At 65.0% G+C, this 13,777-nt stretch carries 9 protein-coding genes; 8 read left to right on the top strand and 1 reads right to left on the bottom strand.

Annotation, left to right across the window (positions count from 1 at the left end):
* Nucleotides 1-14: 14 nt before the first annotated feature.
* The 8 genes from AC5QAH_RS13210 to AC5QAH_RS13175 all read left to right on the top strand — a co-directional run bounded on the left by AC5QAH_RS13210 (nt 15) and on the right by AC5QAH_RS13175 (nt 12,891).
* Entirely contained in the window at nt 15-1,085 is a 1,071-nt protein-coding gene (locus tag AC5QAH_RS13210; RefSeq protein ID WP_224328510.1) for a hypothetical protein, read from the top strand.
* Between the two features lie 438 nt (nt 1,086-1,523).
* Nucleotides 1,524-1,889: a NirD/YgiW/YdeI family stress tolerance protein gene (locus tag AC5QAH_RS13205; RefSeq protein WP_029379914.1), complete on the top strand. Its 366-nt coding sequence runs from the start codon at nt 1,524-1,526 to the stop codon at nt 1,887-1,889.
* Between the two features lie 340 nt (nt 1,890-2,229).
* Nucleotides 2,230-2,736, top strand: a complete 507-nt coding sequence (locus AC5QAH_RS13200; RefSeq protein ID WP_197654366.1) for a CS1 type fimbrial major subunit — start codon at nt 2,230-2,232, stop codon at nt 2,734-2,736.
* A gap of 51 nt (nt 2,737-2,787) precedes the next feature.
* Nucleotides 2,788-5,511 (top strand): TcfC E-set like domain-containing protein, encoded by a 2,724-nt coding sequence (locus AC5QAH_RS13195; protein ID WP_495232396.1) that lies wholly within the window; start codon nt 2,788-2,790, stop codon nt 5,509-5,511.
* Nucleotides 5,512-5,531: 20 nt separating this feature from the next.
* Entirely contained in the window at nt 5,532-6,644 is a 1,113-nt protein-coding gene (locus tag AC5QAH_RS13190; RefSeq protein ID WP_495232462.1) for a CblD like pilus biogenesis initiator family protein, read from the top strand.
* Between the two features lie 17 nt (nt 6,645-6,661).
* Nucleotides 6,662-7,369, top strand: a complete 708-nt coding sequence (locus AC5QAH_RS13185; RefSeq protein WP_495232395.1) for a pilus assembly protein — start codon at nt 6,662-6,664, stop codon at nt 7,367-7,369.
* Between the two features lie 62 nt (nt 7,370-7,431).
* Nucleotides 7,432-12,078, top strand: coding sequence for an ESPR-type extended signal peptide-containing protein (locus AC5QAH_RS13180; RefSeq protein WP_495232394.1), 4,647 nt, complete (start codon nt 7,432-7,434; stop codon nt 12,076-12,078).
* Nucleotides 12,079-12,147: 69 nt separating this feature from the next.
* Nucleotides 12,148-12,891 (top strand): hypothetical protein, encoded by a 744-nt coding sequence (locus tag AC5QAH_RS13175; RefSeq protein ID WP_049432669.1) that lies wholly within the window; start codon nt 12,148-12,150, stop codon nt 12,889-12,891.
* A gap of 176 nt (nt 12,892-13,067) precedes the next feature.
* Here the strand turns inward: AC5QAH_RS13175 and AC5QAH_RS13170 are convergent, their stop codons facing one another.
* Entirely contained in the window at nt 13,068-13,712 is a 645-nt protein-coding gene (locus AC5QAH_RS13170) for a hypothetical protein (protein WP_010484059.1), read from the bottom strand.
* Between the last annotated feature and the right edge of the window lie 65 nt (nt 13,713-13,777).

Genomic DNA, 13,777 nt, shown 5'->3' with positions numbered 1-13,777 from the left:
GAGCGTCCATCCCGATGAGTACCCGATTCGACCCACCCGAGCGCGGCCCGCTTGGTCCCGACGTCGCCACTGTCGTCACCGCCCCCATCGTCGCCCCTCCCAGCGAAAGCGCCGTTTCCTGGGGCGCGATCTTCGCAGGTGCCGCCGCTGCCGCCGCACTCTCCCTCATCCTGCTCATCCTCGGTGTCGGCCTTGGCCTCTCCTCGGTGTCGCCGTGGTCGTTCGAAGGCGTCAGCAAGGAAACCTTCGGCTGGTCCAGCATCGCCTGGCTCACCTTCACCGCACTGGCCGCCTCCGGCCTGGGCGGCTACCTGGCTGGCCGCCTGCGCACCAAATGGACGCAGATCCATGGCGATGAAACCTATTTCCGCGATACCGCGCACGGCTTCGTGTCGTGGGCCGTGGCCACGCTGCTGACTGCGGGCCTGCTGACCTCGGCCATCGGCGGCGTGCTCGGCACGGGCGCGAAGGTGGCCGGCGCCACTGCGGGCGCCGCTGCATCCACGGCCGGCGTTGCCGCCGCAGGTGCCGGTAGCGCTGCCGGCGCGGCTCCGGAAGGCGACCTCAACTACTGGGTCGATTCGCTGTTCCGCAGCGCGACCAGCGCAGGGCCGTCTGATCCGACAGCGCCGCCGCCGGGTGCGCCGATGGATCCGAATGCTCCCTCGCCGCCGCCGCCGGCCGCTAGTGTCGGCCCGCGCGACGCGCGCATGGGTCCGCCGCCACGCCCGATGCCGGGCAACGGCCCGGTGGGCGACCGCCGCGAAGTCCGCGCTGAAGTGAACCACATCATCGTCAACAGCCTGCAGGGCGAGGGCTTGGACCCGGCCGACAGCCAGTACCTCTCGCAGCTGATCGCGCGCGAGACCGGCATGAGCCCGGCCGAAGCGCAGGCCCGTGTGACCGAAGTGCAGACGCGCATGCGTGCCGCGCTGGAGAAGGCAAAGACCACTGCCAAGCAGGCGGCCGACGATGCCCGCAAGGCCGCAGCGTATGCCGCGCTGTGGCTGTTCATCACCCTGCTGATCGGCGCGTTCTTCGCCAGCCTCAGCGCCACCTGGGGCGGCCGCCGCCGCGACCTGTAACCCGCATTCCATGCAAGGAAACCTGCCATGAAAATGATTCTGCTCTGGCTGTTGGGCGTGCCGATTCCGCTGCTGATCCTGTACGCAATCTTCTTCTGAGATTGCATCGTTGAGTGGGACCCGTCAGGCCGCCGTAAGGCGGCCTGATGCCATCCCGTCGTGCGTGAGCATGTGTGCAGCGTCGAGCCCTGCTCGACTCTACAAAAGCAAGCCTCGGTAGCTGAACTACGACTCCGCGCACCGGCTCGGCGAACACCCCAGCGCACGCCGGAACGCCGCAGAAAATGCGCTCGGAATTGATCCTGAAAGACGCGTCGGGTCCGCGATGAATGGTTTCTGACATGGGATGTCGTTTTCACATCTTTTCGGAGTTATTGCATGGGCGTCACAGTCGAGGCGAAGGAAGCTGAGGGCACTTATCCCTGCATGGAGAACACCATGAACCGACGACTCACCCTTGCGCTCATCGCCACCACGTTGAGCCTGCTCAGCGCTGGGGCCTTTGCCCAGTACACCGGCCCGGGCGCCACCCATGCCGTCACCACGGTTGCCGAGGCGCGCGCCCAGCGTGACGACCAGCCGGTGGTGCTGCGGGGCACGCTGGTGGCCAGGATCGGCCACGAGCGCTACCGCTTCAAGGACGCCACCGGCGAGATCGATGTGGAAATCGACGACAAGGATCTGCCCAGCCACCAGGCCGTCAGCGCGACCACCGTGGTGGAGCTGCACGGTGAGGTGGATACGCACCGCTTCAAGCCCACCGACATTGATGTGGAGTACGTCGCCGTGGTGCCTGCGCATTGAAGGTCGTTCGCGATTTCTACACGTAGCGTCGAGCCGTGCTCGACTCATGCGCACACGGTGCGCCTCAAGCGACAGTCGAGTATCGCTCGACGCCACAAATGCAACGCAATGAGGTTTCTTGCATTCAAGTCGTGAGGAAATTTGCATAATCCTCAAACATTGAAAGCCCTCAAGAATTCTTCTTAACGTCCAGCTATTTAGGAATTGTTGCATGGCCTGCGTGCGGTAGGCCTACCTACCATTCTCTCGTCGCCCGTGACCACCTCCACGGGCGGCGCCTCCCTCCCTTTCTCCTTGGGGAGGGGGGCTTTCATATTCCCCCTGTCCGAGAGAGACACACATGCACGCCATTCTGAAGAAGGCCACGCTCGCTGCAGCGCTGGCCACTGTTTCGCTGTCCGCCAACGCCTTCGACGCCGACATCAAGGTCTGGGCCAACGTCGACCCGACCCTGGCCCTGCTGAAGGCCGATGGCACCGCACTGGACTCCGTCGTGAACCTGGTCCACAACCCGGTCAGCGGACTGGTGCCGTGGACCCAACAGGTGCGCATCTACTCCAATGATGAAGACAAGGACATCGAAGTGCGGGTCGGCAGCGCTCCGCAGCTGCTCAATACCGATGGCAGCGGTGCCCCGGTGCCGCTGACTGTCAGCCTCAACGGCAAGGCGCTGACCGTGGCCGCGCAGGACTTCGCTGCGTCCGACCTGTTCGACGGCGCGCTGCCGGGCGCATCGATCCCGATGCCGCTGCGTATAGCGCAGACCAACCAGGCGCCGATCGCCAAGGGCGGCACCTACGAGGGCATCGTCACCATCGCCATGCAGCAGAAGACCACCAGCCCGTAAGGCGCCCGCGCCGGCCCGCGTAACGGGCCGGCCGCTTCCGGTAACACCCCCATGAAATCTCCCGCACCCGCCGTCACCCGGCTGGCGGTCGCGCTCGCCCTATCGTTGGCCATGCCCCTGGTCGCGGCGCGCGGCGTTCCCGCCGGTTTCGAGGATCTGGTCGAAGGCCAGACCGAACAACTCGAGGTACGCCTGTTCGGCCGTTCAACCGGGCTGGTGCCGGTGCGCGTGACTCTGGAACACGTGCAGCTGGAAGCCCCGGCCGAGGCGCTGCAGGCATTGCAGCTGCCCGCCGAGGCACAGGCCGCGTTGTTGCCAGCGCTGTCGCAGCCGCTGCCGCGCAACAGCCATCTGGCCTGCCGTTACGGCGGCGCCAGCGCCGGTTGCGGTTACATCGATCCCCCCGAGGAGCCCACCGCCGTGCGCGCGCTGTATGACGAAGGCGAGGGCGCCGTGCGCCTGTTCGTCGCCCGCCAATGGATTCCCGGCGAACCGGCCGCCGAGCGCTACCACCAGGTCAGCGCCAATGCCGAAAATGCCTTCCTGCACCAGCACACGCTCAACGTCAGCGGCGGCCGCGGCTACCAGTCGCTGGCCGCGCAGGGCATGGGCGCGCTGGGCGTGTTGCAGCGCGGGCACCTGTCTGCCGATTGGACCTTCAGCCAGCAGCACTATCGCGGCGGCCACGCCAACCGCGACTTCCAGCTGGACAACGCCTATTACCGCCATGACCTGGGGCAGCAGCACTACCTGCAGGCCGGGCGCATGGACCGCCGCAACCTGAGCAGCCCGCAGGGCGGCACCTTCAGCTTCAGCATGCTGCCGATGGACCGCTTCCAGGGCCTGCGCCTGGGCACCACGCAGGCCTACGTGGATTCGGCGGCCGCCGTACAAGCCACGCCGCTCACCGTGCTGCTGGCACGCGATGCACGGGTGGATGCGTTCGATGGCGAGCGCCTGCTGCAGACCTTCTACCTGCAGGCCGGTATCAACCAGCTCGATACGCGCCGGTTTCCGCTGGGCAACTACACCGTCACCCTGCGCATCTACGAAGACGGTGTGCTGGTGCGCAGCGAGGACGCGCCGTTCGACAAGGGCGGCGACTGGACCGACAGCAGCGTGCAGTGGTTCATGCAGGGTGGCCGCCGTAACGAGCGCCGCAGCGACCGTTTCAACGACGAGCTGGCAGCGATGGCCGGCCTGCGCGTGCCGGTATCGCGCAACGTGGCGGTGACCGCCGGCATCGCCGACCTCGGCGGCTTCAGCTATGGCGAACTGCGGCTGGACCTGCGCCATGTGTTCGCCACCCAGGAGATTCGCGGCACCTTCAGCGGCATGCACGGCAGCGACGGCAGCCGCGGCCAGCAGCACCAGCTGTCCTACCGTCGCCGCGCCTCGTGGAATGTGTACCACCAGCGCATGCGCGGCCGCGCCTGCCAGTTCGAGGACGACGCGCGCGACCGGCTCGGCTGTGCCGACTCGCTCAGCGCCTCGATGGCGCTGCCAGTGGCGGGCGGCAACGCCTACGTGGCCTATACCCGCCGCCAGACCTGGCGCGCAGGCACCGTGCAACCGGGGCTGGGGGATGATCCGCTGGCCGGGCTCGACCCGCTGTTGCCGCCGTGGCTGCCACAGCCCACGCGCGTGCCGCAGCTCAGCCGCACCTGGCAGGCCAGCTACAGCCGCAGCCAGCGATGGGGCGAGTTCAGTGTCTCCAGCCGCATCGGCGTGTGGCAGCAGACCAGTGGTGGTGGCCTGCGCGATGGACGCGACCGCGGCATCTATTTCAACTTCAGCCTCAACCGCCTGCAGCGCGGCGACCACGGCAGCTCACAGCGGCGCTATGGCCTGGATGTGCGCCAGCCGCAGCACGCGCGTCCGGATATCAACTACAGCGCTGGCCAGACCCTGCGCCAGGAATACGAAGACCAGTACCGCGAAGTGTCCGGCGAACTACGTGGCAACAACAACGAACGCTACAGCGCCACGCTGAGCGGGCAGTTGCAGAACCGCATCGGCCAGACCGGCGCCACCGTATCGCGCTACCAGCACCAGGGTGGCAATGAAGTGGCGTACAGCGCTACGCACAGTTCCGGGCTGGCCATCGGCTCGCGCGGGCTGTACTGGGGCGCAGGCGTGGGTGCCGACGCCGGGCTGGCAGTGCAGGTGGATGGCACTGACGATCTGGACTTGACCGGCGTTGCCGCCGAACTGCAGGTAGGCGGCCTGCGCCGGCAGCGGCTGAAGCTGGGCGAACGCCGCCTGCTGCCGGTGTCCGCCTACCAATCGCACCGCGCCGAAGTGCAGGACGCCAGCGCACCGGACAGCATCGCCGCTGTGCGCGTGAGCGGTGTGGGTGGCGCGCGTCCGCTGTTCCTCTCGCCCGGGCGGCTGGTGCGCATGCCGGTGCCGATTGAAGTGACCTACACCTTCATCGGCAACGCCCACGACATCGCCGGTGCACCGCTGCGCGGCGCCCGCATTCTCAACGCGCCGGTGCCCGGCACCGGCAGCAATGGAGGCTTCGTGGCCGACTTCCCACGACGCGAAAAGACCCTGTACCTGCTGCAGGACGACCGGCTGCTGCACTGCCCGCTGCAGGTGCGCGAGCGCCGCAGCGTGGTGATGCTGGTGGGCGCCGTGCAGTGCGAGCCCCTGGCCGTGGCGCAGCTGCCCGCCGACATCCGCCATCAGGCACGGGTGACGCGATTGCTGCAGGAGCAGGCGTTGATTGCCGCCACGCCGCAGACCGCGGCCGCGGGAGGTGCGCAGTGAACCGCCGGGTGTGGTGGGTGATGGCGGTGCTGTGTGCGCTGGTGGTGCTGGCGCCAAGGGCGATGGCGCAGCGGCCGCCGGACTTGGATCCGGTTGGCGCCAGCCAGCAAAGCCATGTCATCTCATACGATCGATCCTCGATGCCGGGTGAGATTGTCCTGTATGCGCGGAGGACTCCCCTTGGATACAACCTCGATCAAGATCTTGGCTACGGTCGAATCCATCTGACATGCCGATCCGAATCGGACGCAAAGAGTGGGAAGTGCAGAACGATTGGAGATAGCACGACTGGATCCAGAGCGACAGAGATCCCGTTGCGGTTCGTTGAGCGCAGAAGTGGGCTCTGGACAGAAATCAACGTAGTTGGATCTCTCCAGCGCGCATATGGCGATCAACGTTGCTATCGCGGCTATTGGGAAGACACTGATAGACCTATCCACACAACTTTCGGAGCGACATGTATTGATGCTCCCGCGGTTGGAACTGGCGTCGATCTTCGCATTCCTAATAGGGAGTTGGCGAAGCTTGTGGCTGGACACTGGGATGCTGAGCTAATCCTCGATCTGCATGTGGACGTCAACGGAGGCGTGATCGGTACCCACGCCTTTACCTTCGACTTCACCATCACCGACCACAACGCAGTCTCCATCTACTTCCCACTCTTCGACCAGGTCACCCCGCACGTCGGCCTTAATCTGCAGTACGACCCGATCGCACAGACCGTCGGCGGCCGAACCCAACTCGACATGTGCCTGTATGACGGGCTGGGCTCGCAGAGCCAGTACCTGGGCGTCACCGTGCGCGACAGTGGGCCACGCCCCCCTGGGCCTTCCGGCTACTCGGTCTGGCACACAGACGGCGGCAGCGACGCCACGCAACGCGTGGACTACACCGTCACCCTCGATCACAACGGCAGCGCCTTGCCACTGCGCAACGGTGTGGAGCAGCTGCTGCATGGCATCGATACCGCAAAGCTGCGCCTGGTGCTGCTGCCCGGGATGACGCAACCCGTGTTCTGCGTGCCCACGCCTTTGACGCTGGACACCCCACGCGTGCCGGTCAGCAGCAAGCGCCCCGGCTATTACGACGGCGATCTCAAGGTGGAACTGCGCGTTCCCACCGTCACGCCCTGATTCCCATGGAGCCCCCGATGAAGCCTCTGATTCGCTGCCTGCTTCCCCTGTCGCTGCTGATGGCGATGCCCGCCCACGCCAATCTCACCGTGCATCCCATGCGCACGTCGGTGGACGTGAAGAAGGGCGCGCAGATCCGCATCTATTCGCAGTCCACCCAGCCGCAGTACGTGCAGGCCTCGATCAAGCGCATCGTCAATCCCGCCGGTGTAGACGAGCAGGAGGTTGAGGTCGAGCCCGGCGAAGCGGCCATCGCCATCACCCCCGGCAAGTTCGCGCTGGCCGGTGGCGGCAATCGCCTGATCCGGGTGATTCCGCTGCAGCCGGTCGAGAAGGAAACCGCCTACCGCGTGTACTTCGAAGGTGTGCGTGGCCCTGAAGGGATTGACCACGCAGGCGAGGGTGAACGTGCGCAGGCCAACATCGGCGTCAGCCTGGTCTGGGGCGCGCTGGTCAATGTGCTGCCCGCGCAGCCTTCCATGGCGGTACAGGTGGAAGGCAACCGCCTGCGCAACACCGGCACGGTGCGCGTGGGCATCACCAGCATCGCTGACTGCGATGGTGCGCGCTGCACCGCGCACGACGTGTCGCGAAGCCTGTATCCCGGCAGTGCGTTGGAACTGCCTTTCCCCGTGCAGCCGGGACACACGCTGCAACTGCGCTACCGGCTGACCCGCGATGGTTATCGCGAGCACGTACAAACCCTGGCGCCCAGCGCCGGTTGACTTCCCAGCCCCGCCAGCGGTGCTGGCGGGGTTCTTTCTGACACCTTTGTTAAGGAGATCCAATGAATCGTATCTATCGCCGTCTATGGAGTCGCGCCCGTCAGTGCTGGGTGGTGGCCAGCGAGCTGGCGCCATCCCGCGGAAAAGCGTCTTCCACCGTTCGTGCAGGGGGTCTTGTGCTTCTTTCGTTGCTGGTGGTGCCGACTGCTGGCGCGCGCGAGGATGACGAAGATGACACAGCCTGGTGGGCACGACAGACAATGAGTGCCTTCGTCGCAACGGCTGGCGACAGTGGGCGCGCATTCGAGACCCGGGCAGTCAATCGTGGCGATGTGTACAGCAACACGTCGCGGGCCAACTGGAGTGTCATCGACGGCAAGGAGTCCATGGCACTTGGGTCGGAAGCACGTGCCAGCGGTGAACATAGTCTCGCGGCAGGTATCAGCAGCCGTGCCGCGGGTGCGAGAAGCGTGACACTTGGGAGTCTCTCGGAGGCATGGGGAGATAACAGCATTGCGCTCGGTCACTATGCGGTCACCGAGAACGGTGGATATGGCACTGCTGTAGGCACCTACAGTAGGGCCAACGGGATTGGAGCAACGGCGCTTGGGCAGAATGCCAAGGCTCAAACCGAAAACTCCATTGCCGTGGGAAGTGGTTCCATGACGAATCCCGGCGCAGGCATCTCCAAGATTGCCATCGGTGGTGATGCGTACGCGGGCAGTAGTGGCTGGACGGGTGCAATCGCACTGGGCGGGGAATCGCTCGCAGAGTACGACGGTGTGGCTGTTGGTTATGGTGCAAAGACATCGGCAAATGGCACTGTGGCACTTGGTCGTGGATCGCTTGCCACAGAGGCCAACACCGTTTCGGTCGGTAGCGCCAGCGTGAAAAGGCGGGTAGTCAATGTGGCCGATGCGGGGCTGAACTCGACCAGCAGTGATGCGGTCACTGGCAAGCAGCTGTATGCCACCAACTCCAACGTGACCAAGGCCCAGGCCGCGGCCGATGGGGCGAAAACGACAGCCACGGCGGCACAATCCACCGCCAACACGGCCAACAGCAATGCCAACTCGGCGCTGGCGAAGGCCAATGCGGTCAGTGGCCTGGTCAGCCAGGTATCGGCCGCTGGCAACGTAAGGCTGGGTGGTGAGAACACCGGTACGGTGCTGGATGTGCGCAACAAGTCCAATGCGGTGCGCAGCATCACCGGCCTGAAGGATGGGGCGCTTTCTACCTCCAGCACTGAAGCCGTGACGGGCAGGCAGCTCAATGCAACCAACAGCAACGTGACGGCTGCTCGGACTGCGGCCGACGCGGCGAAGACCACGGCCACAGCAGCGCAGACCACCGCCACTACAGCCAACACCAACGCCAATACAGCGCTGGCCAAGGCCAATACGGTCAGTGGCCTGGTCAGCCAGGTATCGGCCAGCGGCAACGTACGTTTGGGCGGCGAGAACACCGGCACGGTGCTGGATGCCCGCAACAAGTCCAATGCGGTGCGCAGCATCACCGGCCTGAAGGATGGGGCACTGAGCACGTCAAGCACGGAGGCCGTCACCGGCAAGCAGTTGAATGCCACCAACAGCAACGTTGCCGCCGTGAAATCCACGGCAGACGCAGCGCAGGCGCGCGTGGCGGTACTGGATGGCCTAGTGGGGCAGGTGTCGGCAAGCGGCAACGTGCGCCTGGGTGCGGACAACACCGGCACCGTCATCGACGTTGCCAACAAGAGTGGCGCCAAGCGCAAGCTGCAGAATCTGGCCAACGGCGTGCTCAGTACGTCCAGCACGGATGCAGTAACCGGGCAGCAGCTCAATGCCACCAATAGCGAAGTGGCCAGCGTGCGCACGGCCGCAACCGCGGCGAAGACGGCGGCCGATGCCGCCCGTGGTGTGGCCGATAGCGCTGTGCTGAAGGCTGATGCCTTGGGCGGTCTGGTGGGCCAGGTATCTGCCAGTGGCAATGTGCGTCTGGGTGCGGAGAACACTGGGACCATCGTGGATGTCGCGAACAAGACCGGAGCCAAGCGACGCATCTACAACATCGCCAACGGCACGCTGAGTGCGGGCAGCACGGATGCGGTGACCGGGCAGCAGCTGTTTGCGACCAATGCCACGGTGGAGACGCAGCGACAGGCTTTGGCTGGGCATGCGCAGCAGCTGACGGATCAGGACGGGCGTATCGCCGACAACCGGGTCGAGCTGGATGCGCTGCGTGCGGACTTCGATAACTTCGATCCGGATCTGGATGGCGTGGTGAAGTTCAGTGCTGATCGTCGCTTGGTGGATATGGAAGGTGCGCGCGTATCGGGGGTGGCAGCGGGGGATATCAGCTCTTCGGCCAGCACGGATGCGGTGAATGGGGGGCAGTTGTTTGCCACTAATCTACGAATGGCCGAAATGGAAGATCTGACCCGCTTCATTGCGGTGGGTGCGGATGGCTTTAGTACAGCCGCACTTGCTGGGGATCTGGGCGTTGCGCTGGGCGATGGCGCTATTGCATCTGTTGATAAGGAGGGGGCGACCGCGCTTGGGGCATTCTCGACTGCGAGCGCAAAGAACTCAGTAGCTCTTGGGCGGGCTGCCAACGTTCATAGTGGCGCCGAGGATGGCTTCGCGCTGGGTGGAAGGTCTCAGGTAGCGGCAAAGTACGGAGTTTCCCTCGGGGCGGAGAGTGAGGTCCATGCCTCCGCGATCGGATCTGTTGCGCTCGGATATCAGTCTATTGCGCGTGAGTCAGAAACCGTATCGATAGGTAATGACTCGCTTCAGCGCCGGCTGGTGAATGTTGCGCGTGGAAGAGGGAGCAACGACGCCGCCACCGCAGGGCAGCTGAATGAGGCTCTAGCCACTTTGGGTGGAGGTGCCGGACTGGACGGCGCTGGCAGCATCATTGCGCCCGAGTACAAGGTCCAGGGCAGCACCCAGAGTACCGTGGGTGAGGCACTGGTTGCATTGGATGGAGCGGTGGTAAAGGCGAGCAGTCGTTCGGAACGTGTCGAAAGTCAGATGCGCGCGACGTTCCAGCAGTCGCCCTCAACCCGGGCAGATGGAATTGGTCAACTGAACCTGGCCGGTGCGCAAGGCATGGTTCTGTCGAATCTTGCCGATGGTCGTATTGCCGCTGGTAGTCGCGATGCGGTGACTGGTAGCCAGCTGTATGCAGCCAAGCAGGATATCGCTCGAAACAGAGAGGAAATTGAACAACTGGCGAGCCAGGCTGGAACAGGCGCATCCCAAAGAAGTGTCTCAGCGCAGAATCAGGGACTGATTGACTTTGGCGGGGCTCGCGTTACCGGAGTTCTGCCGGGCGAAGTCAGTGCGCACAGTTACGATGCAGTCACAGGCGCACAGTTGTTTGAGTCAAATTCAAGGATATCCAACTTGGAGCAGAATGGTCAGTTGATCGCTGTGTCCAAGGATCAGGAGAGCATTGAAGCAAAGGCCGGACTAATGGGTGTCGCTATCGGTGATGGGGCCGAGGCGTCATTGGATTCGGATGGGGGTACCGCACTTGGTAGCTATGCTAGGGCTCGTGGCAGAGGCTCGGTTGCTTTGGGGCGAGGCTCTTTCGTACACAATGATGCTGACGGTGGTATTGCCATCAGTACGGGCGCGAACGTATATGCAAGTGGTGGAATTGCGATCGGCAACTTCAGTACGGTTGAACGGAATGCAGTGAAGTCGGTGGCAATTGGCGGGGGTTCCGTTGCGACGGAAGCTGACACAGTGTCCTTCGGGAGCTACACATACCAGCGGCGCCTCGTGAACGTAGCCAACGGCCGCAACACCAACGACGCAGCCACCATCGGCCAGCTGCGCGGCGCGCTTTCCACCCTCGGCGGCAACATCGACGCCAACGGCAACGTCACCACCCCCGGCTTCACCGTCCAGGGCCAGCACCAGAACACCGTCAACGACGCTCTCACCACGCTGGACTCCGCCGTAGTCACAACCGGCTCCCGCATGGACCGCGTCGAAACCCAGCTCCGCTCGGTCTTCCAGGAAACGCCCTCCACCCGTAGCGACGGCACCGCTCAGCTCACCTTGGCGGGCACCAACGGCATGGTCATTTCCAACGTGGCCAACGGCCTGATCGCCGCCGGCAGCCGCGAGGCCGTCAATGGTGGCCAGCTGCACGCCGTGCAGCAGCAGCTCAACGGCCGCATGGACGGTCTGGAGCAGCGCGTGGATGGCCAGCCGCATTCGCGTGCGTTGTCTACGGCTTCGGCCGCGCCCACCGAGCAGGTCACGCCAACGCCGGAAGCCAGCGATTCGCCGCAGGTGGCCTCGGCAGGCGAGGGCACGTCGCCCACGCCGCAGCCGAAGTCGAAGAAGGACGACACGCCGTCGCCCACGCCGCAGGTCGATACCGCCGAACTGGAGAAGATGCTGGCCCGCGCCAACGAGTACACCGATGGCGCCATCAGCAACTTCGAGCGTCGCCTGGACAAGATGGACAAGCGCTTCAACCGCATGGCCGCGATGAGCAGTGCGCAGACGGCCATGGCCATGAACACCGCCGGCCTGGCCACCTACAACCGTCTCGGCGCGGGCGTGGGCTATGCCGAGGGTGAGTCCGCCATGGCGGTGGGCTACCAGCGCGTGCTCAACGAAAAGGGCTCGGCCACCTTCAGCCTCAATGGTGCGTTCACCAATAGCGGTGAACGCAGCATGGGCGTGGGTGTGGGCATCGGCTGGTAAGCGATGGAGCCCCGGCGTGACGCGCGTAATCCACCCCGTCGCGCCGGGGTCCTGGCCAAGGAGATGGCAATGTACAGATGGGTAAGCGGCTTCATCAGCTATCGCACGTTCTATATCTGGCGGGCGCGCTATCGCTACTACACACGGAACCTGGATCTGTGGACGCTGATGAGCGGTCTGTGCATCGTCGGTCTACTGCTGGTCCTGTGGTACATGTGGCAGATGCTGGGCGTGCCGCCGCCGCGCATACATCCGGATACAGCGGCGCTGCGCATCGAGGGCGTCACCCACGAGGCGATCCATCGCATCGTGCTGGTGCGCCACGCTGGCAGCACGCGGGGGGCCGAGTTCACCACGCCGGAGGACGTGCGGGCGAGTACGCTGCGCACGATGCGGGTACGGCAGGTGATGGACAGCGAAGTGGTGTGGCGGCTGAAGGCCGACATGCTGGCGGACATCGCTGACTACATCAACGTCACAGGCGGGTGCTTCCCCTACGACTGCCGGCAGATTCGGGATCGGTTGGATCCCGTGCGCAAGGCCGCTGTGGAGAATGCGCAGATCAACGCCTCACTGGCGACGATCCTGGACGTGCCGCTGGACCAGATGCCGCTCTTGAAGGGCGGCGAGCGTGAGCGGGTGAAGAGTGGGTGGTCGGATACGTTCAACGACGTCTACTTTCAGGCCGGCTTGCTGAGGGACCTGCAGGCCATGCATGCGCAGATGATGCGGGAGTATCCGCAGCGAGCCCCCGCGCCCTGGTTGCCGCGGTTGCTCAGCGACCCGCTGCGCGATACCCGTTTCGTCTGGTAGCGGGAGCATGATGGGCGCCATCTGCCAGAGCAGGTAGCGCAGCTTTTGTAGAGTCGAGCCGCGCTCGACTGCTCTTCGGCCAGCAATCGATTGCCTGAAGCACGGTGCGGACCAACGGTCCGCACCCACCAAAGACAGGTACCGCTACGCTCGCCGGCCATGGGCCGGCGCCACCGTCATCCGCCGATGTACGCGGTGATCTCCGCCTCGGCCAGCACCTGCCGCAACTGCGCGACAGACGCGCGCCGCATCGGCTTCTCATCCACCGGCGACAGCGGTGCTTGGCGCAGGGCGTCATACGGCAGTACGGCCAGGTCGAAGGTCAGTTCCTCCGCACTGAACACCCACACCGGTACATCCAGGCAGCGTTCGCGGTCCATGCGCAGGCGGCGCGTCCGTGATTCGGCGGGGATGCCGTGCTCGTCCAGGAAGCGATGCACGGCCTCCGGGTCGTCGCTGTGCAGGTGCAGCTGCACGGGGCTGTTGGCGTCGGCGGTGCCGTCCAGCACTGGGCCAGCCAGACGTGGGGAGAAGCCGTGCAGGAATTCCAGTGCACGCATCGCGGCCTCGCGGCGGCGTTGCAGTTCGTTGCCGTGCTGGGGCCCGGAGAACAGCCGCTGGTACTCGCGCAGGGCGTCTTCGATCTCGGTGTTGCGGGGCAGGGAGGCATCGTCGTGGATGCCGAGCCGGCTGGCGGCCTTCAACTTGGCCTGGTGGTAGTCGCGGATGCCGCCTTCGGCCATCAGGCGGGCGGCTTCGTGGGCGAGGCGGTGGCGCCGCTCGCGGGTCTGGCTGGCAGCATGCTGACGGGCGCGGTGCATGCGATGACTCCCTGTTGCGACCTGGGTACAGAGTAGCGCAGGGATGTGACATCTGCGTGGGTATG

Source organism: Stenotrophomonas sp. YJH_SMC_43, assembly GCF_059372535.1.
This window is presented reverse-complemented; position numbering and strand designations above follow the sequence as displayed.

What these genes read in the sequence shown, in the direction of transcription:
- AC5QAH_RS13210 (WP_224328510.1), top strand. Translation starts at nt 15, where the DNA reads ATGAGTACCCGATTCGACCCACCCGAGCGCGGCCCGCTTGGTCCCGAC.
- AC5QAH_RS13200 (WP_197654366.1), top strand. Translation starts at nt 2,230, where the DNA reads ATGCACGCCATTCTGAAGAAGGCCACGCTCGCTGCAGCGCTGGCCACT.
- AC5QAH_RS13170 (WP_010484059.1), bottom strand. Translation starts at nt 13,712, where the DNA reads ATGCACCGCGCCCGTCAGCATGCTGCCAGCCAGACCCGCGAGCGGCGC.
- AC5QAH_RS13180 (WP_495232394.1), top strand. Translation starts at nt 7,432, where the DNA reads ATGAATCGTATCTATCGCCGTCTATGGAGTCGCGCCCGTCAGTGCTGG.
- AC5QAH_RS13195 (WP_495232396.1), top strand. Translation starts at nt 2,788, where the DNA reads ATGAAATCTCCCGCACCCGCCGTCACCCGGCTGGCGGTCGCGCTCGCC.
- AC5QAH_RS13185 (WP_495232395.1), top strand. Translation starts at nt 6,662, where the DNA reads ATGAAGCCTCTGATTCGCTGCCTGCTTCCCCTGTCGCTGCTGATGGCG.
- AC5QAH_RS13190 (WP_495232462.1), top strand. Translation starts at nt 5,532, where the DNA reads ATGGCGGTGCTGTGTGCGCTGGTGGTGCTGGCGCCAAGGGCGATGGCG.
- AC5QAH_RS13205 (WP_029379914.1), top strand. Translation starts at nt 1,524, where the DNA reads ATGAACCGACGACTCACCCTTGCGCTCATCGCCACCACGTTGAGCCTG.
- AC5QAH_RS13175 (WP_049432669.1), top strand. Translation starts at nt 12,148, where the DNA reads ATGTACAGATGGGTAAGCGGCTTCATCAGCTATCGCACGTTCTATATC.